General features: G+C 69.3%; 18 protein-coding genes. 15 read left to right on the forward strand and 3 right to left on the reverse strand.

Annotation, left to right across the window (positions count from 1 at the left end; translation table 11 throughout):
- Positions 1-54: 54 nt before the first annotated feature.
- The 3 genes from V8Z80_RS08005 to V8Z80_RS08015 all read right to left on the reverse strand — a co-directional run bounded on the left by V8Z80_RS08005 (position 55) and on the right by V8Z80_RS08015 (position 5,019).
- Positions 55-1,410, reverse strand: coding sequence for an ATP-binding protein (locus V8Z80_RS08005; protein WP_336061632.1), 1,356 nt, complete (start codon positions 1,408-1,410; stop codon positions 55-57).
- Entirely contained in the window at positions 1,407-2,075 is a 669-nt protein-coding gene (locus V8Z80_RS08010) for a response regulator transcription factor (RefSeq protein WP_336061633.1), read from the reverse strand. Before V8Z80_RS08010 ends, V8Z80_RS08005 begins: the two co-directional genes overlap by 4 nt.
- Before the next feature lie 61 nt (positions 2,076-2,136).
- The gene (locus V8Z80_RS08015; protein WP_336061634.1) at positions 2,137-5,019 is read right to left on the reverse strand and encodes a valine--tRNA ligase; all 2,883 of its coding nucleotides are present in this window, start codon (positions 5,017-5,019) and stop codon (positions 2,137-2,139) included.
- Positions 5,020-5,214: 195 nt separating this feature from the next.
- On the opposite strand from V8Z80_RS08015, the gene ndk reads away from it, so the two are divergent.
- The 15 genes from ndk to V8Z80_RS08090 all read left to right on the forward strand — a co-directional run bounded on the left by ndk (position 5,215) and on the right by V8Z80_RS08090 (position 20,652).
- Entirely contained in the window at positions 5,215-5,652 is a 438-nt protein-coding gene (gene ndk / locus V8Z80_RS08020; protein ID WP_155195272.1) for a nucleoside-diphosphate kinase, read from the forward strand.
- Between the two features lie 55 nt (positions 5,653-5,707).
- Entirely contained in the window at positions 5,708-6,865 is a 1,158-nt protein-coding gene (gene rlmN, locus V8Z80_RS08025) for a 23S rRNA (adenine(2503)-C(2))-methyltransferase RlmN (protein WP_155195271.1), read from the forward strand.
- Positions 6,862-7,365, forward strand: coding sequence for a helix-turn-helix domain-containing protein (locus tag V8Z80_RS08030; RefSeq protein ID WP_155195270.1), 504 nt, complete (start codon positions 6,862-6,864; stop codon positions 7,363-7,365). The genes rlmN and V8Z80_RS08030 overlap by 4 nt, the downstream gene beginning before the upstream one ends.
- A gap of 6 nt (positions 7,366-7,371) precedes the next feature.
- Complete coding sequence (gene ispG, locus V8Z80_RS08035) at positions 7,372-8,664, forward strand: flavodoxin-dependent (E)-4-hydroxy-3-methylbut-2-enyl-diphosphate synthase (RefSeq protein WP_336061635.1); 1,293 nt, start codon at positions 7,372-7,374, stop codon at positions 8,662-8,664.
- Positions 8,665-8,732: 68 nt separating this feature from the next.
- Positions 8,733-10,019, forward strand: coding sequence for a histidine--tRNA ligase (gene hisS / locus V8Z80_RS08040; protein WP_336061636.1), 1,287 nt, complete (start codon positions 8,733-8,735; stop codon positions 10,017-10,019).
- Positions 10,020-10,022: 3 nt separating this feature from the next.
- The gene (locus tag V8Z80_RS08045) at positions 10,023-10,658 is read left to right on the forward strand and encodes a YfgM family protein (protein WP_155195267.1); all 636 of its coding nucleotides are present in this window, start codon (positions 10,023-10,025) and stop codon (positions 10,656-10,658) included.
- Positions 10,659-10,675: 17 nt separating this feature from the next.
- Complete coding sequence (gene bamB / locus V8Z80_RS08050; RefSeq protein WP_336061741.1) at positions 10,676-11,836, forward strand: outer membrane protein assembly factor BamB; 1,161 nt, start codon at positions 10,676-10,678, stop codon at positions 11,834-11,836.
- Between the two features lie 10 nt (positions 11,837-11,846).
- Positions 11,847-13,262, forward strand: a complete 1,416-nt coding sequence (gene der / locus V8Z80_RS08055; RefSeq protein WP_336061637.1) for a ribosome biogenesis GTPase Der — start codon at positions 11,847-11,849, stop codon at positions 13,260-13,262.
- Positions 13,263-13,299: 37 nt separating this feature from the next.
- Complete coding sequence (gene hisC / locus V8Z80_RS08060) at positions 13,300-14,373, forward strand: histidinol-phosphate transaminase (protein WP_336061638.1); 1,074 nt, start codon at positions 13,300-13,302, stop codon at positions 14,371-14,373.
- Between the two features lie 128 nt (positions 14,374-14,501).
- Positions 14,502-15,461: a hypothetical protein gene (locus tag V8Z80_RS08065; protein WP_155195265.1), complete on the forward strand. Its 960-nt coding sequence runs from the start codon at positions 14,502-14,504 to the stop codon at positions 15,459-15,461.
- 215 nt (positions 15,462-15,676) lie between these two features.
- Positions 15,677-15,913, forward strand: a complete 237-nt coding sequence (hfq, locus tag V8Z80_RS08070) for an RNA chaperone Hfq (RefSeq protein ID WP_012248943.1) — start codon at positions 15,677-15,679, stop codon at positions 15,911-15,913.
- A 105-nt stretch (positions 15,914-16,018) separates the two neighbouring features.
- Entirely contained in the window at positions 16,019-17,125 is a 1,107-nt protein-coding gene (gene hflX / locus V8Z80_RS08075) for a GTPase HflX (protein ID WP_155195264.1), read from the forward strand.
- Complete coding sequence (gene hflK, locus V8Z80_RS08080; RefSeq protein ID WP_155195263.1) at positions 17,091-18,374, forward strand: FtsH protease activity modulator HflK; 1,284 nt, start codon at positions 17,091-17,093, stop codon at positions 18,372-18,374. Before hflX ends, hflK begins: the two co-directional genes overlap by 35 nt.
- 12 nt (positions 18,375-18,386) lie before the next feature.
- Entirely contained in the window at positions 18,387-19,274 is an 888-nt protein-coding gene (hflC, locus tag V8Z80_RS08085; protein WP_155195262.1) for a protease modulator HflC, read from the forward strand.
- A 217-nt stretch (positions 19,275-19,491) separates the two neighbouring features.
- Positions 19,492-20,652, forward strand: coding sequence for an ATP phosphoribosyltransferase regulatory subunit (locus V8Z80_RS08090; protein ID WP_155195297.1), 1,161 nt, complete (start codon positions 19,492-19,494; stop codon positions 20,650-20,652).
- The last annotated feature ends 76 nt before the right edge of the window (positions 20,653-20,728 follow it).

Genomic DNA, 20,728 nt, shown 5'->3' on the forward strand with positions numbered 1-20,728 from the left:
GAAAGGCAACGGCCATAGCGTAGCAGCTTGCCGCCCAGCGCAGCTTGTCCTGCGTCAAGCGCCGGGAAAGATCACGCTCACTTGCAGCCCCCGGCCCTGCAGGCCCGCCCCGCAGCGGCGCGTGGCCCCGTGCAGCGCGGCCACGCGCGCCACCAGCGACAGGCCGATGCCGCTGCCGCGCTCGCGGCTGCCCGGCACGCGGTAGAAGCGGTCGAAGATCTTTTCCTGTTCCTGGGGCGGCACGCCGGGTCCGTTGTCGGCCACGCTCAGCTCCACGCCGCCGTCCTCGCGCCGGGCGCAACGCACGCGCACCATGCCGCCGGCCGGCGCATGGCGGATGGCGTTATCCAGCAGGTTGCCCACCAGCACGCCCAGTGCATCGACATTGCCGCGCACCGTGCACGGCTGGGTCTCCAGCGACACGCTCAGCCCCTTGTTGCGGGCGGCGGTCTCGAACTCGCGCGTCAGGACGTTGACCACCCGGTCCAGCGCCACGCCTTCCTGCAAGGCGGCTTCCTCCAGGCGGTCCAGGCGCGCCTGGTCGAGCAGCTGTTCGGCCAGGCGCGAGCTGCGGTTCACGGCTTCCTGCAGCTTGTCCAGCGCGGCGCGGGCTTTCTCGGGGGTGTCGGCCTGGCGCGCCACCTGCGCCTGGCTGGCGAGCACGGCCAGCGGCGTGCGCAGTTCGTGCGCGGCATCGGCCACGAAGCGTTTTTCCTTTTGCACCGCGCCGTCCAGCCGCGCCAGCAGCCGGTTGAAGGCATCGATCAGCGGGCGCAAATCCTTGGGCAGGTCGTGATGGGGCAGGGGACTGAAGTCCAGGGCCGGGCGGTGCAGGATGCTGTGCCGCAGCGTGTCCAGGGGACGCAGCGCGCGGCGCAGCACCCACCATACGGCGCCGGTCATCAGCAGCACGAACAGCACCGTCATGCGCAGCTTGTGGTCCAGCAGCTCGCGGTATTCGGCGCGCAGCTGTTCGCGGTTCTTGGCCACGTGCACCAGGATGAGCGAGTCGGCATCGGACAGGGTGTAGATCCGCCAGCGCTGGCCGGCCACCCGGCTGTCGCTGAAGCCTTCCTGGCTCAGCGTGCTGAGCGGTTCGAGCGGCGCGCCGGGCGAGCGCATCAGCAGCCGGCCGCTCTGCCGGTCCCAGGCCTGGAAGGTCAGGCTTTCGGGCCGCAGCTCCTGCCCCGCCGGCAGCGTGTAGTTCTCGCTGGCCGCGTCCTCGGGCAGTTCGGCCAGCGCGCGCGGGATCGAGGCCACGATCTGGCCGCCGATCTCCTTCAGGGTGCTGTCCCATACGCCGGTCTCGGGGCGGGTGTATTCGTACATCTGGTCCACGCGCCCCAGCAGCGATGCGACCAGGATCACCGCGATGAAAGTGGCGAACAGGCGCACGCCCAGCGTGTTCATGGCGCGGCCTCGCCCAGGCGGTAGCCGTAGCCGTGCACCGTCACGATGAGCGACTCGCCCAGCTTGCGGCGCAGCTGGTGGATGTAGACGGCGATGGTGTTGCTTTCGATGGTGCCATGGCCGCCGTAGACGGCGTCCTCGAGCTGGTTGCGCGAGACGGCCTGGCCCTGGCGCTGCATCAGCGCCAGCAGGGTCAGGTATTCGTGCTGGCTCAGCGTGACCGGCTCGCCCGCGCGCGTGACCTTGCGGCTGGCGGTCTCCATGGCCACGTCGCCGCAAGTGAGCAGCGGCACCACCGTGCCCTGGCTGCGCCGCATGACCGCCCGGATGCGGGCCAGCAGCTCGTCCAGCGGGAAGGGCTTGACCAGGTAGTCGTCGGCCCCGGCATCCAGCGCCTGCAGGCGCTCGCTCAACTGGTCGCGGGCGCTGATCACCAGCACCGGCGTGGGGTCCAGGCGCCCCCGCAAGGAAGCCAGCACGCCGTGGCCCGAGCCGTCAGGCAGTCCCAGGTCCAGCAGCACCGTGGTGTAGGCGTGATCTGTCAGCGCCAGGCGCGCCGCGCCGGCGTCCGGCGCCCAGTCCACCACCGTGGCCCCGCCTTGCAGCAAGCCGGCACGCAGGCCATCGCCCAGCAGGGCATCGTCTTCGACCAGCAGGATCCGCACCGTACATGCTCCTTTTGCCGGCAGGCAGGGCGCCCGGCGCCCCGGCGCAGCGCGCCCGCGTTCAGCCCAGCTTGGCGCGCTGGGCCTGCACCTTGTCCAACGTCGCGCCGAACTGGGCCAGGCGCTCCTTTTCCTGTTCGACCACCGCCGCGGGCGCGCGCTCGACGAAGCTGGCGTTGCCGAGCTTGCCCTGGGCCTTGGCGATCTCGGCCTGCAGCCGGGCGATCTCCTTGTCCAGCCGCGCGGTCTCGGCGGCGACGTCGATCTGCACGTGCAGCATCAGCCGGGCCTGGCCCACCACCTGCACCGGCGCGCCCAGTTCCGGCAGCGTGGCGACCACGTCCACCTGGCTGAGCTTGGCCAGCGCGGCCAGGTACGGTGCGTTGCGGCGCAGCACCGCCGCCTCGCCCTCGGCCAGCAGCGGCACGCGCTGGGCCGGCGAGAGCGACATCTCGCTGCGCAGGGCGCGCACCGCCTCGATCTGGCGCTTGAGCTCGGCCACCTGCGCCTCGGCCTGCTCGTCGATGGCCCGGGGGTCGGGCTGGGGGTAGGGCTGCACGCTGACGCTGGCGGCCTGGCCCGGGGCGCGCACGCCGGCGGCCAGCGCCACCTTCTGCCACAGCTCCTCGGTGATGAAGGGGATGATGGGGTGGGCCAGGCGCAGCACCGCCTCGAGCACCTGGATCAGCGTGCGGCGCGTGGCTTGCTGCTGGGCGGCGTCGCCTTGCTGCAGCTGCACCTTGGCCAGTTCGAGATACCAGTCGCAGTATTCGTCCCAGACGTAGCGGTACAGCGCATTGGCCACGTTGTCGAAGCGGTACTCCGCAAATCCGCGGGCCACGTCAGCCTGCAGCCGCTGCAGCTGGCTGGCGATCCAGCGGTCGGCAAAGGACAGGGCCTGCGGCTGGGCCGGCTGGGTGGCCTCGGGCCGGCCTTCGGTGTGCATCAGCACGAAGCGGGTGGCGTTCCACAGCTTGTTGCAGAAGTTGCGGTAGCCCTCGCAGCGCTTGAGGTCGAAGTTGATATTGCGCCCCAGCGTGGCATAGGCCGCCATCGTAAAGCGCAGCGCGTCCGTGCCGAAGGCCGGGATGCCGTCGGGAAACTGCTTGCGGGTCTTTTTCTCGATCTCGCCGGCCTGCCTGGGGTTCATCAGGCCGAAGGTGCGCTTGGACACGAGCTCTTCCAGGCCGATGCCGTCGATCAGGTCCACCGGGTCGAGCGTATTGCCCTTGGACTTGCTCATCTTCTGGCCTTCGGCATCGCGGATCAGCCCGTGCACGTAGACGTCGCGAAACGGCACCTGGCCGGTCAGGTGCGTGCTCATCATCACCATCCGCGCCACCCAGAAAAAGATGATGTCAAAGCCCGTGACCAGCACGCTGGAGGGCAGGTAGCGCGCCAGGTCGGGCGTGCGCTCGGGCCAGCCCAGCGTGGTGAAGGGCACCAGGGCCGAGGAGAACCAGGTGTCCAGCACGTCCGGGTCGCGCACGAGCGGGCCCTGCACGCCGGCCGCGCGCGCCTGCTCCAGCGCCTCCTGCTCGTTGTGCGCCACGAAGATGCTGCCGTCCTGGGCGTGCCAGGCCGGGATCTGGTGGCCCCACCACAGCTGGCGCGAGATGCACCAGTCCTGGATGTTCTCCAGCCATTGGTTGTAGATGGTGGTCCAGTTCTCGGGATGGAACTTCACCTTGCCCTCGCGCACCACCTGCAGCGCCACCTCGGTGATGCTGCGTCCCGGGTGGTGGGTGCCTTCGGGGGCGGGCCGGCTCATGGCCACGAACCACTGGTCGGTCAGCATGGGTTCGAGCACCACGCCGGTGCGGTCGCCCTTGGGCTGCATCATGCGGTGCGGCTCGACCTTGACCAGGTAGCCTTCCTCCTGGAGCGCGGCCACCACGGCCTTGCGCGCCTCGTAGCGCTCCAGGCCGCGAAAGCGCGCCGGGCCGTTCTCGTTGATGTGGGCATCGGGCGTGAAGATCACGATCAGCGGCAGGCCGTGGCGCTGGGCGCAGGCGTAGTCGTTGAAATCGTGCGCGCCGGTGATCTTGACGCAGCCCGTGCCGAAGGCCGGGTCCACGAAATCGTCGGCGATGATGGGGATGTCGCGCTCGCACAGCGGCAGGTGCACCTGCTTGCCCACCAGGTGCTTGTAGCGTTCGTCCTCCGGATGCACGCACAGCGCGCCGTCGGCCAGCATGGTCTCGGGACGGGTGGTGGCGATGGTCAGGCCGCGTAGCGTCACGCGCGTGCCGTCCTTGTCGACGATGGTCTGCGGCCCGTCCACGAAGGGGTATTCGATGTGCCACATGTGGCCGTCGGTTTCCTCGGACTGCACTTCCAGGTCCGAGACCGCCGTCAGCAGCTTGGGATCCCAGTTCACCAGGCGCTTGCCGCGGTAGATCAGCCCCTGCCGGTACAGGCGCACGAAGGTCTCGACCACCCCGCGCGACATGCGCTCGTCCATGGTGAAGTATTCGCGCGGCCAGTCCGCCGAGGCGCCCAGGCGCCGCACCTGGCCGGTGATGGTGCTGCCCGAGCGCTCCTTCCACTCCCAGACCTTTTCTAGGAACTTCTCGCGGCCCAGGTCGTGGCGCGAGAGGTTCTGGGCATCGAGCTGGCGCTCGACCACGATCTGCGTGGCGATGCCGGCATGGTCGGTGCCGGGCACGAAGACGGTGTCGCAGCCCTTCATCCGGTGGTAGCGGACCAGCCCGTCCATGATGGTCTGGTTGAAGGCGTGCCCCATGTGCAGCGTGCCGGTCACGTTGGGGGGCGGGAACTGGATCACGTAGGGCTCGCTCTTGCCGTCGGCCGGGGGCACGTGGCTGCCCGCGCGGAAATAGCCGCGGCGCTCCCATTCGGCGTACCAGCGCGCCTCGAGCTCGGCGGGCTCGAAGCTCTTGGACAGTTCCTGGGTCTCGGTGGACGGGGAGGGTGCGTTCATGGGGCGTGTTGTCCTGCAGGTTCGGCTGGGGTGTGACGGGCGCGCCGCCCGCTACGGGGCAGGGCAAAACCCGTAATTTTAAGATGTAGCGCAAATCTGCGGCATGATAGAATACCGGGTTAGCAAAAATTGCCGCGAAGTCTCTGTTTTTATTGAATTTTGGCCCCGAGCCAAAACCCTCCTGGAGCTTTTTCGATGTCCCAAGCCAACGCCATTGAGCGCACCCTCTCGATCATCAAGCCCGATGCCGTCGCCAAGAACGTCATCGGCCAGATCGTGTCCCGCTTCGAGCAGGCCGGCCTGAAGGTCGTGGCCGCGCGCCTGACCCAGCTCTCGCGCGCCGATGCCGAGCGCTTCTACGCCGTGCACTCGGCCCGTCCCTTCTTCAAGGACCTGGTCGATTTCATGATCTCGGGCCCGGTGTTCGTGCAGGTGCTCGAGGGCGAGAACGCCATCCAGAAGAACCGCGAGCTGATGGGCGCCACCGACCCCAAGAAGGCCGAGAAGGGCACGATCCGCGCCGATTTCGCCGAGAGCATCGACGCCAACGCCGTGCACGGCTCGGACGCGCCCGAGACGGCCGCCGTCGAAGTGGCCTTCTTCTTCCCCGAAATCGACATTCACAGCCGCTGACCGGCAGCGCGCGGCGGCTGCGGCCGGCGCGCGCCCGATACGCGCTACCCGCGACATGGACGAACGCATCAACCTGCTGGGCCTGGATGCCGCAGCCATGGCCGACCTGGTCGGCCAGTGGGGCGGCAAGCCGTTTCGCGCCAAGCAGCTGATGCGCTGGCTGCATCAGCGCGGCGTGGCCGACTTCGAGGCCATGACCGACCTGGCGCGCGATTTCCGCAGCCAGCTTGCCGCGCGCGCAAAGGTGGCCACCCCGCCGGTGATCACCGAGCAGCGTTCGTCCGACGGCACCCGCAAGTGGCTGTTCGACGTGGGGCAAGGCAACGCGATCGAATCGGTGTTCATCCCCGAGGACGACCGCGGCACCTTGTGCATTTCCAGCCAGGCCGGCTGTACCGTGGCCTGCCGCTTCTGCTCGACCGGCCACCAGGGCTTTAACCGCAACCTCGCCACCGCCGAGATCATCGGCCAGCTCTGGCATGCGCGCGACGTGCTGGCCGCCGACCAGGGCTCGGCCCGGCTGCCCGGGCAGGGCGAGGGCGTCGAGGCCGCGCCGGCCAAGCTGATCAGCAACGTCGTCATGATGGGCATGGGCGAGCCCCTGCTCAACTACGACGCCGTGGTGGCGGCGCTGCGCCTGATGCTCGATGACAATGCCTACGGGCTGTCGCGCCGGCGCGTCACCGTCTCCACCTCGGGCGTGGTGCCCATGATGGACCGGCTGGCGCGCGACTGCCCGGTGGCCCTGGCGGTGTCGCTGCATGCGCCCAACGACGCGCTGCGCGACGAGCTGGTCCCGCTGAACAAAAAATATCCGCTGGCCGAGCTGCTGGCGGCTTGCAACCGCTACCTGGAACACGCCCCGCGCGACTTCATCACCTTCGAATACGTGATGCTCGACGGCGTGAACGACAGCGACGCGCATGCGCGCGAACTGGTGCGCATCGCGCGCCAGGTGCGCTGCAAGATCAACCTGATTCCCTTCAATCCCTTCCCCGAGTCCGGCTTGCTGCGCTCGCCGGCCGCGCGGGTCAAGGGTTTCGCCCAGCGCCTGATGGACGCCGACGTGCTGACCACCGTGCGCAAGACGCGCGGCGACGACATCGAGGCGGCCTGCGGGCAGCTGGCCGGCGACGTGAAAGACCGCACGCGCATCAAGGAGCGCCTGGCCGCCCAGCGCGCGGCCATTCCCATCAAGGAGCTGCGCGCATGAAGCAGGACGACGGCTTGTCCGTATCGGCCCAGGACAGCCCGCTGGCGGCGGCGGCCACCGCCTCGGTGGGCCCGGCGCTGCGCGCCCTGCGCCAGGCCAAGGGGCTGTCGCTGGACGAAGTCTCCAGCCGGCTCAAGTTCTCCGCGCGCCAGATCGAAGCCCTCGAGCAGGAGCGCTGGCAGGACCTGCCCGGCGGCATTTCCCTGCGCGGGCTGGTGCGCAACTATGCCCGGCTGCTGGGCGCCGATCCCCAGGCGCTGATCGCGGCCATCGAGCCGCACGTCGCGCGCAGCAGCCAGGCCCGGCTGGCCGGCTCCATCGGCGATACCGGCCACCCGGCGCCGGCCGATACCCGCGGCGGGCCCGGCTCGGGCTTCTGGCTCGTGCTGGGGCTGCTCGTGGCCGCGGGCCTGGTGGCCGTGGCGTTCTGGCAAGGCTGGCTCCCCACCGGCTGGCTGTCTTCCTTCGACTGGTTCACGCGGCCGTCTTCCGGCGGTTGAACTCCGATGCTAGATACCGAAAAGCCCTGCAGCAATCCACAGCCCGCGCCCGTGGGCCCCGCTCCCAAGCGCAAGACCCGCGCCGTGGCGGTCCGCTGGGGGCAGCGGGTCGTCACCATCGGCGGCCAGGCGCCGGTGGTGGTGCAGTCCATGACCAATACCGACACGGCCCAGCCCATCGAGACGGCCATCCAGGTCAAGGAACTGGCCCAGGCCGGCTCCGAGATGGTGCGCATCACCGTCAATACGCCCGAAGCCGCCCGCGAGGTGCCGGCCATCCGCGAGCAGCTCGACCGCATGGGCCTGGACGTGCCGCTGGTCGGCGATTTCCACTACAACGGCCACAAGCTGCTGACCGAGTTCCCCGAATGCGCCCAGGCGCTGTCCAAGTACCGCATCAACCCCGGCAACATGGGCGGGGGCAAGAAGCGCGACGATAATTTCGCCCAGATGATCGAGGTGGCCTGCCGCCACGACAAGCCCGTGCGCATCGGCGTGAACTGGGGCAGCCTCGATCACGAGCTGATGGCGCGCATGATGGACGAGAACAGCCGCCGCGCCGCGCCCTGGACGGCCCAGGCCGTCATGCGCGACGCCCTGGTGGTCTCGGCCATCAGCAACGCCCGGCGCGCCGAGGAGCTGGGCCTGCGCGGCGACGCCATCGTGCTCTCTTGCAAGGTCAGCCACGTGCAGGACCTCATCGCCGTGTACCGGGATCTGTCGGCGCGCTGCGATTATCCGCTGCACCTGGGACTGACCGAGGCCGGCATGGGCAGCAAGGGCATCGTGGCCTCCACCGCCGCGCTGGCGGTGCTGCTGCAGGAAGGCATCGGCGACACCATCCGCATCTCGCTCACGCCCGAGCCGGGCGGGGACCGCACGCGCGAGGTGGTGGTGGCGCAGGAGATCCTGCAGACCATGGGCCTGCGCGCCTTCACGCCCATGGTGGTGGCCTGCCCGGGCTGCGGGCGCACCAGCAGCACCTTCTTCCAGGAGCTGGCCGACAGCATCCAGTCCTACCTGCGGCGCCAGATGCCCATCTGGCGCGAGCAGTATCCCGGCGTGGAAACCATGAACGTGGCCGTGATGGGCTGCGTGGTCAACGGCCCGGGCGAAAGCCGGCATGCCGACATCGGCATCAGCCTGCCCGGCACGGGCGAGGTGCCTTCGGCGCCGGTCTTCATCGACGGCGAGCGCACCGTCACGCTCAAGGGCGATGGCATCGCCGCCGAGTTCCAGGCCATCGTCGAGGACTACGTGGCGCGCCGCTACGGCGCGCCGGCGCAGGCCCGGCCGTAGGCAAATCTCCATAAGCAAGTAAACTGGCCGCCGCGCCGCCGACCGGGCGGCGTTCCAGCCACCAAGACATGACCCAGGCATTCCAGAAACTGGCCGCCATCCGCGGCATGAACGACGTACTTCCCGAGGCGGGCCACCGCTGGGAAGCCTTCGAGGCGCTGATCCGCGATTGGCTGCATTCGTACGGCTATCGCAACATGCGCCCGCCCGTGCTCGAGCATACCCGCCTGTTCACGCGCGGCATCGGCGAGGTCACGGACATCGTCGAAAAAGAGATGTACACCTTCACCGACGCGCTGAACGGCGATTCTCTGACCATGCGGCCCGAGTTCACCGCCGGCATGGTGCGCGCGACCATCGAGCACAACCTGCTCTACGAGCGCCCGCAGCGCGTCTATGCCATGGGGCCGGTGTTTCGCCACGAGCGCCCGCAACGCGGGCGCTATCGCCAGTTCCACCAGATCGACGTCGAGGCACTGGGCTTTGCCGGCCCGGACGTGGACGCCGAGATGATCGTCATGCTGGCGCGGCTGTGGCGCCGGCTGGGGCTGGCCGATATCCGCCTGGAGCTGAACTCGCTAGGCCAGCCCGACGAGCGGGCGGCCCACCGCGCCGCGCTGATCGCCCACCTGGAGCGCCATCGCGACATCCTGGACGAGGACGGCCAGCGCCGGCTCTACAGCAACCCCTTGCGGGTGCTGGACACCAAGAACCCCGCCATGCAGGAGATGGCCGACAGCGCGCCGCGCCTGTCCGACTTCCTGGGCGAGGCCTCGCGCGCCCACCTGCAGGGCGTGTGCGAGCGCCTGGACGACGCTGGCATCGCCTACCGCATGAACCCGCGGCTGGTGCGCGGGCTGGATTACTACAACCTGACCGTCTTCGAATGGGTCACCGACCGCCTGGGGGCGCAGGGCACCGTCTGCGGAGGCGGTCGCTACGATGGGCTGATCGAGCTGCTGGGCGGCAAGCCCGCGCCGGCCGTGGGCTTTGCCATCGGCATGGAACGCCTGCTGGATCTGTGGGGTCAGAGCCAGGCGCCCGAGCCCGTGCCCGAGTGCCAGGTCTACATCGTGCACCAGGGCGAAGCGGCCCAGCGCCGCGCCGCCCGCGTGGCCGAAACCCTGCGCGACGCCGGCCTGTCGGTCATCGTGCACGCCGGCAGCGCCGGCTTCAAATCGCAGTTCAAGCGCGCCGACGCGAGCGGCGCCCGTGCGGCGGTCATCCTGGGCGGCGACGAGCTCGCCTCGGGCAGCGCCGGCGTCAAGTGGCTGCGCGGTGACGCCCAGCAAGGTGAGGCCCAGCAGCAGGTGCCGCTGGACCAATTGGCCGAAGTTTTGCAATCGAAGGTGTAGTGCATGGCATACGATCTCGACGAACAGGAAAAACTCGACTCGCTCAAGGCCTGGTGGAGCCGCTACGGCATCGTGGTCTCGACCGCCTTGCTCGTGGTGATGGCGGTGCTGGCCGGCTGGCAGGGCTGGCGCTGGTACGAGACGCACCGTGCCACGCAGGCCATGGGCTATTTCGAGGCCCTGCAGGAAGCCGCCGGCCAGCAGGGCGACGAGGCGGCCGCCCGCATCAAGGCGGCCAGCCAGACCTTGCGCGACGATTTCGCCAAGACGCCCTATGCGCCGCGCGGCGCCCTGGTGGCGGCCCATGCGCTGCAAGTGCGCGGCGACGTGGTGGGCGCGCGCGAGCAGCTCGAATGGCTGGTGGGCATCAAGGACCCGGCCTTGCGGCCGCTGGCGCGGCTGCGCCTGGCCAGCCTGCTGCTGGACCAGAAGGAATACGACGCCGCCCTGGCGCAGCTCAGCGATGCGCCGCAGGCCTTTGCGGCCCTGTACGCCGATCGCCGCGGCGACGTGCTGGCGGCCCAGGGCAAGCACGAAGAGGCCCTGGCCGCATGGCGCGGCGCCGTCAAGGAAGTGCCGGCCGGCGATCCGCTGGCTTCGGTGCTGCAACTGAAGATCGACGCTCTGGGAGGCGCCTGATGAAATCCGCTCTGCGCATGCTCTGGACCCCTGCCGGCCTGCGTTCGCTGCGTGGCGCGCTGGCCGTCTCGGCCCTGTTGGGCCTGGGCGGCTGCGGCCTGTTCTCCAGCGACGACGGGCGCTACGATCCGGCCGCTCTGACCGACTTCGAGCCCGGCGCTTCGGTCTCCGTCGCCTGGAATGCCTCGATCGGCAGCGGCAGCGGCATCGGCTTTGCCCCCGCCGTGGTCGGCGACGCTGTCTATGCGGCCGCGCCCAACGGCCGGGTCGGCAAGTACGAGCTGCGCACCGGCCGCCAGATATGGCGCGCCGACGTCGACGCCCGGCTGTCGGCCGGCGTGGGCAGCGACGGCGTCACCACGGCGGTGGCCACGCCGCAAGGCGAGGTGATCGCCCTGGACGACCAGGGCCAGGTCAAGTGGCGTTCGCGCGCCACCAGCGAGGTCACCGTGCCGCCCGTGGTGGGCTATGGCGTGGTCATCGTGCGCAGCGGCGACTACCGCATCCAGGCCTTCAACGCCGAGAACGGCGAGCGTCTCTGGAACGTGCAGCGCCCCGGGCCTGCGCTGGCGCTGCGCAGCAGCACGCAGATGATCCTGGCCGAGGGCATGGTGCTCTCGGGCATGCCCGGCGGCAAGCTGCTGGCCATCCAGGCCGCCACCGGCAGCGTGCAATGGGAGGGCACCGTGGCCACGCCGCGCGGCTCCAGCGACCTGGAGCGGGTCACCGACGTGGTCGGCATGCCGCGCGTGGCTGGCCGGCTGCTGTGCGCCGCCTCGTACCAGGGCCGCGTGGCCTGCTTCGACGTGTCGGCGGGCGGGCGCACCCAATGGGCCAAGGACTTCTCCAGCAGCGCCGGACTGGCGCTGGACGACCGTTTCGTCTACGTGCCGGACCAGCACAGCGTGGTCTACGGTTTTGCGCTCGATAGCGGCGGCAACATCTGGCGCCAGGATGCGCTGCGCAACCGCCGCCTGTCCGCCCCGGCCGTGCTGGGCGGCGCCGTGGCCCTGGCCGACTACGACGGCTACGTCCATTTCCTGGCGCGCGAAGACGGCCGCCTGCTTGCCCGCATCTCGGTGGGCGGCGGCGCCATCGTCTCCCCGCCGCAGGCCACTTCGCAAGGCGTGCTGGTGCAGACCGGCCGCGGCGATCTGGCCATGATTTCCGTGAACTGATAGAGAAACCGTGTCCCTCAAGCCTGTCGTCGCCCTGGTGGGCCGGCCCAACGTCGGCAAGTCCACCTTGTTCAACCGCCTGACGCGCTCGCGCGCCGCGCTGGTGGCCGATTTCTCCGGCCTGACGCGCGATCGCCACTATGGCGAGGGCAGGGTGGGCGATAAGCCCTTCATCGTCGTCGATACCGGCGGTTTCGAGCCGGTGGCCAAAAGCGGCATCCTGCTCGAGATGGCCCGCCAGACCCAGCAGGCCATCGCCGAGGCCGACGCCGTGGTGTTCCTGGTCGATGCCCGGGCCGGCGTGAACGCCCACGACCACGAGATCGCCCGGCAGTTGCGCCGCAACAGCCAGCGCGTGCTGCTGGCGGTGAACAAGGCCGAGGGCATGGCCCATACCGCGGCGGTCTCCGAGTTCCACGAGCTGGGCCTGGGGCAGCCGATCGCCATTTCGGCCGCGCATGGCGACGGCGTGGTCGAGCTGATCGAGCGCGCGCTCGAAGGCCTGGGCGAGCCCGAGCCGGCCGCGCCGCAGGACGGCGAGGATGCCGATCCGGGCGACCCCGGCGAAGAGGCGCTGGCCCAGGCCGACGCCGACGAGGCGCAGGCGCCCGAGCCGGTGCCGCACCGGATCAAGCTGGCCATCGTCGGGCGGCCGAACGTGGGCAAGTCCACCTTGATCAATACGCTGCTGGGCGAGGAGCGCGTCATCGCCTTCGACATGCCGGGCACCACGCGCGATGCCATCGAGATCGAGTTCCAGCGCGGCGGCCGGCAGTACACGCTGATCGACACGGCGGGCCTGCGCAAGCGCGGCAAGGTCTTCGAGGCGGTCGAGAAATTCTCCGTCATCAAGACGCTGCAGGCCATCGAGGCCAGCAACGTGGTGCTGCTGATGCTCGATGCCCAGCAGGAAGTGTCCGAGCAGGACGCGCATATCGCCGGCTTCATCCTCGAGACCGGCCGCGCCGTGGTGGTGGGCATCAACAAATGGGACGGCCTGGACGAAGAAAAGCGCGAACGCATCCTGCGCGAGTTCGAGCGCAAGCTGCGCTTTCTGTCCTTCGCGCGCATGCATACGCTCTCGGCGCTCAAGGGCCAGGGCGTGAACGCGCTGCTCAAGTCGGTCGAAGCGGCCCACGCCGCGGCCTTCGCCAAGCTTTCCACGCCCAAGCTGACGCGGGCCCTGCATGCCGCCGTCGAGCAGCAGCAGCCCCCGCGCAAGGGCATCTTCCGTCCCAAGATGCGCTATGCGCACCAGGGCGGGCAGAACCCGCCGCGCATCATCATTCACGGCAGCGCACTCGATGCCATACCGGATTCCTACCGGCGCTACCTGGAGACCCGCATGCGCGAGGTCTTCAAGCTGGCCGGCACGCCGCTGCGCATCGAGTTCAAGTCCTCGCGCAATCCCTACGTCGACGACTGACCGGCCGCGCCGGTCCCTTTGCAAAGGATAAGACCCGATGAGCCGCTATTGGAGCGAGGTTGTCCATGGGCTGACGCCCTATGTGCCGGGCGAGCAGCCCAAGCTGGCCAATCTCGTCAAGCTCAACACCAACGAGCTGCCCTATGGCCCTTCGCCGCGCGTGTTGCAGGCCATCCGCGCGGCCGCGGGCGATGACCTGCGCCTGTACCCCGATCCCGCGGCCGAGGGCCTGCGCGCCGCGATCGGCGCGCAGTGCGGCGTGCCGGCCGACCATGTCTTCGTGGGCAACGGCTCGGACGAGGTGCTGGCGCATGCCTTCATGGCCTTGCTGCGGCACGAGCGGCCGCTCTGGTATCCGGACATCAGCTACAGCTTCTATCCCGTCTATTGCGGGCTGTACGGCATCCAGGGCCGGCAGGTGCCGCTGGACGAGCGCTACCGGATCGACCCGGACAGCTACCTGCCCGGCCCGCAGGGGCAGGCCGGCGCCATCTTCCTGCCCAATCCCAACGCGCCCACCGGACATGCCCTCGCGCGCGCGCAGATCGAGCGCATCGTGGCCAGCAATCCCCAGGCGGTCGTGGTGATCGACGAGGCCTACGTGGATTTCGGCGCCGAGTCGGCCGTGCCGCTGGTGGCGCGCCACGAGAACCTGCTGGTGGTGCAGACCCTGTCCAAGTCGCGCGGGCTGGCCGGCTTGCGCGTGGGGTTCGCCGTGGGGCAGCCGGCGCTGCTGCAGGCGCTGGACCGGGTCAAGAACAGCTTCAACTCCTATCCGCTGGACCGCCTGGCCCTGGCCGGCGCGACCGCGGCCATGCAGGACACCGCTTATTTCGAGGCCACCCGCCAGCGCGTCATCGCCAGCCGCCAAGGGCTGGCGGCGGGCCTGGGCGAGCGCGGCTTCGAGGTCCTGCCTTCGCAGGCCAATTTTGTCTTCGCGCGCCATCCGGACCGCGATGCCGCGCAGATTGCCGCGGCGCTGCGCGAGCGCGGCATTATCGTGCGCCATTTCGCCAAGCCGCGCATCGATCAGTTCCTGCGCATCACCGTGGGCACGGACGAGCAGTGCGACGCGCTGCTGGCGGCGCTGGATCAGATCCTGGGGCGCTGATCCTTTCCGTCCGGCCGGCGGGCCGCAGCGGCGGGCGGGCAGGGCGCGGGCGGACGGGCGGGCCCGCGGCGGCTGCTATGCTTGGCGCGGCGGCCGGTCCCGGCGGCGCCAGCCATGTGTCGATTACCGTGAAAACAAAAAGCGCGATCCTACGCAGCGCGGTCCTGGCCCTGGCCGCCGTGCTGGTTTCCTGGGCGGTGGTCCTGTGGCAGTCCCGGCCGCCGCCGGGGCCGGACCGGGCCGCCGTGCGCGTGACCCTCGAACTGGGCGCCGCGGGCGACGACATCGTCAATCGTTCGGGCCTGCCGATACGCCGCAGCCAGGCCGGCGAGGCCTTGCTCTACGACGCCAGCCCTGGCCAGCTGGGTACGCCGGTGGTGCCCGTCATCGAGCATCGCGGCCGGCGCGTGGCGCTGCCGCCGGCCGGATCCCTGCTGTTCTACGACAGCCTGGCCGGCGACGAAGGCGTGCAGGAGGTCAACATCCAGTTCGCCGTGCCGGCAGACGATCGCGACACCGCGGAAATAAACGGAACCGGGACCGGGCAGGCCGCAAGCGAAGGTCAGGCTCAGCGCCGCCACGCGCTCGCGCTGCGCCGGACCGTCGGACAGGTCCAGCAGGCGCTGCGCGAGCAGGGCTGGCAGCGCTATATCCCCTTGTCCAGCCCGCGCGTGGCCGGCCGTGACAGCTACGACCTGCCTGGCTCGTGGCAGGCCGGACAGGTGCAGGACTCCGACACCGGCTACCTGCCCGAGCCGCAGGACTGGCTGGCGCTGCGGCATACGCCCACCTGGATCTGGTACCTGGATGGCGCGTTCCTGCGCCTGTCCTACTATCGGGGCGATGCCGCGCAGGGCCAGGCCGCGGCGCTGCGCGCCAGCGTACAGGGCGAGCGCGCCGTCCTGCGGGCCCATGCGCCCGCGGGCGCGGGCGGCTGGGAGGCCGCGCGCAACGCCTACGCGCAGGCCATGCCCGGCCTGCTCGCGCAGCGGCACGCGGCCGAGTCGCGCGCCCGCGCGGCCGGCGTGGCCGTCATGCAGGACTGGATCGACCCGCCCGTGGCGGGCATCGAAGTGCCGCGCCGCTGAACCGCCCCGTGCCTGCCGACGGGGTGTCGCCGGAAAGCGCGCGCTCGCGCAAAACCGGGGAACGATGGCGGCGCGCGCCGGTCCGACAGCAACGCCTTGCCGGCCATTGCGCTTTACCCGCCCGGCGTCAGGGCCATGCTGGCGAACCCCGGGAAAACCCTGTAGAGTGCCGGTATCAGTACCACCATCTCAAAACAACACAATGGAGCCTGCCAATGAGCAATAAAGGGCAAACGCTGCAAGACCCGTTCCTCAATACGCTACGCAAAGAACACGTCCCCGTTTCCATCTACCTGGTCAATGGGATTAAACTCCAAGGGCAAATCGAATCTTTCGACCAATACGTGGTGCTGTTGCGCAATACCGTGACCCAGATGGTCTACAAGCACGCCATCTCCACCGTCGTGCCGGCCCGCGCCGTCAATTTCCAGGTGGACGTTCCTGCTGAATAGTCTTTATCTTCCAGTCGTTTCACGGGTCTTTCCCGCAGTATCCTTCGCCCGCCGCGCGTCTTGCGCAGGCGGGCGTTTTCGCTGGGCGCCCGGCACGGAGGCGCCATGCGCGCATTGATCATCAGCGTGGACCTGGGCAACCCGGATTTCCACGCGCATTCCGAAGAATTCGCCATGCTGGCCGAAGGGGCGGGCGCGCAGATCGTCGCACGCCTGACGGTGCGCCGCGCGCGGCCCGACGCGGCCTACTTCATCGGCACCGGCAAGCTCGAGGAGGCCATGGTCCTGAGCCAGTCCGAGGGCGCCGACATCGTGCTGTTCGACCAGGCGCTCTCGCCCGCGCAGCAGCGCAACCTCGAGCGCAAGATCAACCTGCGGGTGGTCGACCGCGTGGCCCTGATCCTGGACATCTTTGCGCTGCGCGCCAAGAGCCACGAGGGCAAGCTGCAGGTCGAGCTGGCCCAGCTGCAGCACCTGTCCACGCGCCTGACGCGCCTGTGGACCCACCTGGAGCGCCAGCGCGGCGGCATCGGCATGCGCGGCCCGGGCGAGTCGCAGCTCGAAATGGACCGGCGCATGATCGGCGCCAAGGTGCGCGTGCTGCGCGAGCGCCTGGCCAAGGTCGAGCGCCAGCGCCAGACCCAGCGCCGGGCCCGCGAGCGCGGCGGCAATCTCTCGGTCTCGCTGGTGGGCTATACCAATGCCGGCAAATCCACGCTTTTTAACGCGCTGACGCGCGCCGGCGCCTATGCGGCCGACCAGCTGTTCGCCACCCTGGACACCACCACGCGCCGCATCTGGATCGAAGGGGCGGGGCAGGTCACGCTGTCCGATACCGTGGGCTTCATCCGCGACCTGCCCACCACGCTGATCGCGGCCTTTCGCGCCACGCTGGAGGAAACGGTGCACGCTGACCTGCTGCTGCACGTGGTCGATGCGGCCAGCCCGCAGCGCGACGAGCAGATCGCCGAAGTGGACAAGGTGCTGGTGGAAATCGGCGCGGCCGACATCCCCCGTATCCTGGTCTACAACAAAATAGACAAAGCCGGGCTCGCCCCGCGGGTGGACCAGGACTCACATGGTACGATTGCGCGGATATTCGTAAGCGCCACCGAGCGCGCCGGCCTGGATGCGTTGCGCGGGGCAATTGCACAGGTTGGCCCACCCGCAGGAAACAATGCGTCTAATATCCAAACTGTTCAACCTGAATGACCCGGGCTGGGGCCGTAACAACAATGGCTCCCAACCGCCGCGGCGTCCCCAGAAAAACGATGGTCCGCCCGACCTGGACGAGGTCTGGCGCGATTTCAACAATCGCCTGAACGGACTGTTCGGCCGCAAGAATCGCGGCGGCGGCAACGCCGGCAACAACGGCGGCGGCTTTACCCCGTCGCCGCGCGGCACGCGCATCGGCGTGGGCCTGATCGCCCTGATCGCATTGGGCGTGTGGCTGGCCAGCGGCTTTTTCATCGTGCAGGAAGGGCAGGTGGCCGTGGTCACCCAGTTCGGCAAGTACAAGACCACGGCGCCGCCGGGCTTCCAGTGGCGCATGCCGTATCCCATCCAGAGCCACGAGGCGGTCAACGTCTCGCAGCTGCGCACCTTCGAGGTCGGTTTCCGCGGCAGCTCGCGCAACAAGGTCATGCCCGAGTCGCTCATGCTGACCACCGACGAGAACATCGTGGACATGCAGTTCGTGGTGCAGTATCGCCTCAGTCCCGACGGCGCGCCGGACTACCTCTTTAACATGCGCGACCCCGATGAATCGGTGCGCCAGGCGGCCGAGACCGCCATGCGCGAGATCGTGGGCAAGCAGCGCATGGATTTCGTGCTGTACGAAGGCCGTACGCAGGTGGCAATCGAGGTGCAGGACCTGATGCAGCAGATCCTGGACCGCTACCAGACCGGCATCCAGGTCAGCACCGTGGCCATCCAGAACGTGCAGCCGCCCGAGCAGGTGCAGGCGGCCTTCGACGATGCCGTGCGGGCCGGCCAGGACCGCGAGCGCCAGATCAACGAAGGCCAGGCCTACGCCAACCAGGTCGTGCCGCTGGCGCGCGGCCAGGCTTCGCGCATGCTCGAGCAGGCCGAAGGCTACAGCGCCAAGGTGCTGGGCGATGCGCAGGGCGATGCCGCGCGCTTCATCAGCATCCTGGCCGAATACCAGAAGGCGCCCGCGGTCATGCGCGAGCGCATGTACCTGGAGACCATGCAGCAGGTGTTCCAGAACGCCAGCAAGGTCATGGTCGACACGCAGAACAACAACAACATGATCTACCTCCCGCTGGACAAGATCATCGAGCAGACGGCCAGGGACGGCAACAAGCCGGCCGCCGGCTCGCCGCCCCCGGGGCCCTCGAGCCTGCCGGGCGCCAGCCAGCCCAGCGTGCCCGCCGCACCGCGCCCGACCGCGGGCCAGGCGGCGGCCAACACCCTGACGCGCGATCGCGCGTCGCGCTAAGGAGGAACGATCATGCAACGCCTCGTACCTATCATGGTCGGCCTGCTCATCGTGCTGGCCGCCCTGTCCTCGTGCATGTTCATCGTGCGCGAGCGCGACTACGCCCTGGTCTTCGCCCTGGGGGAAGTGCGCAACGTCATCAGCGAACCGGGCCTGTATTTCAAGGCGCCGCCGCCCTTCCAGAACGTGGTGCTGCTGGACAAGCGCATCCAGACCATCGAGTCGCCCGACGCCGAGCGCATCCAGACTTCCGAGAAGAAGAACCTGCTGATCGACTCCTACGTCAAGTGGCGCATCGCCGACCCGCGCCAGTACTACGTCACGTTCGGCGGCAACGAGCGCGCCACCCAGGAACGCCTGCAGGCGCAGATCCGCGACGCGCTGAACGCCTCGGTCAACGTGCGCACCGTCAGCGACGTGATCTCGGCGCAGCGCGACAAGATCATGGCCGAGATCCTCACCAACGTGGCGCGCCGGGCCGAGCCCCTGGGCGTGCAGGTGGTCGACGTGCGGCTCAAGCGCATCGAGTTCGCGCCGGAGATCTCCGAGTCGGTCTATCGCCGCATGGAAGCCGAGCGTACCCGGGTGGCCAACGAGCTGCGCTCGATCGGCGCGGCCGAAAGCGAGAAGATCCGCGCCGAGGCCGACCGCCAGCGCGAGGAAATCGTCGCCGAGGCCTATGCCAAGGCGCAGGCCATCATGGGCGAGGGCGATGCCCGCGCCAGCGCCATCTATGCCGACGCGTTCGGCCGCGATCCGCAGTTCTACAGCTTCTACAAGAGCCTGGAGGGCTACCGCGCGGCCTTCTCCGATTCGGGCGATGTGCTGGTGGTCGATCCCTCGTCCGAGTTCTTCCGCTTCATGAAGTCCGCCAACGGCGCGGGCGCGCCGGCGCAATAGCGGGCCCGGCCGGCAAGGGTGCCGCGGCCGGCGCCGGCGGGCACTGGCGCCTGCCGGCAAAACGGGTACAATACGCCGTAAGCTAGAAAACATTCCCAAGCGGCTTGGGGCTTACGCCCCAAGCCGCTTTTTCGTCTGGGCGGCGCAAATGCATCGTCCGGCCGAATCCTCCAGTGTTCAAGATACGTTTTCGTTTTTCGGGCAAATTCAATCAATGATGGGTAACTGGCTGCTGCCGGAGAGCCTGGCCGACATCCTTCCGGCCGAGGCCCGGCGCATCGAGGAACTGCGCCGCAGCCTGCTCGATCTGTACCGCACCTACGGTTTCGAGCTGGTGGCGCCCCCCTTGGTGGAATACATCGATTCCCTGCTTTCGGGCACGGGCACCGATCTGAACCTGCACACCTGCAAGCTGGTGGACCAGCTTTCGGGGCGGACACTGGGCGTGCGGGCCGACATGACGCCCCAGGTCACCCGCATCGACGCGCACCTGCTCAATCGCGCCGGCGTCACGCGCCTGTGCTACTGCGGCCCGGTGCTGCATGCCCGGCCGGCCGGCCTGCTCTCGAGCCGCGAGCTGCTGCAGATCGGCGCCGAGCTCTACGGGCATGCCGGGGTCGAAGCCGACCTGCAGATCCTGCAGCTGGCGCTCGAGAGCGTGCGCCTGGCCGGCGTGCGCACGCCCCGGCTGGACCTGTGCCATCCCGGGCTGGTGCGGGCCATCCTGGATGCCGACCCGGCCGCCGCCGGCCATGCCGACGCCATCTACGCCGCCCTGGGCGAAAAGAACGTACCCGGGCTGATGCAACTGTCGGCCACGGTCCAGGGCGTGCGGCCCGATACCTGGGCGGCGCTGCGCCGCCTGCCCGAGCTGTACGGCGGCGCCGAGGTGCTGGCGCAGGCGCGCCAGGCGCTGCCCGGCCTGCCGGGCGTGACCGCGGCCCTGGATGCGCTGGCCACCGTGCTCGATGCGCTGCAGGACGTCGACGCCAGCGTGGACCTGGCCGATGTGCAGGGAGGCTATGCCTATCACTCCGGCGTGACCTTCGCGATCTACGCCGAAGGCTGGCATGACGCGCTGGTGCGCGGCGGGCGCTACGACGACGTCAGCCGCGCCTTCGGCCGGGCGCGCCCGGCCACGGGCTTTAGCATGGACCTGCGCAAGCTGGCCGCGGGCCTGCCGCCGGCCGAGCCCTCCCGCGCGGTGCGCGCCCCCTGGGGGCGCGAGCCCGCGCTGGTGCTGGCCGTGCAGCAGCTGCGCGCCGGCGGCGAGGTCGTGGTGCAGGCGCTGCCCGGCCACGAGCAAGACCAGGACGAATTCGTCTGCGATCGCGAGCTCGTGCTGCAAGACGGCGTCTGGACGCTGCGGGCGCTATAGATGGATCAATGGGGCCCAGTGCGCCGGGCGGTAGGCGGCGCGGGCGATGCGAGTTTTCAGGAATAACTTTTCATTC

Source organism: Orrella sp. JC864 (assembly GCF_037026685.1).
Taxonomy (GTDB): Bacteria; Pseudomonadota; Gammaproteobacteria; order Burkholderiales; family Burkholderiaceae_B; genus Orrella.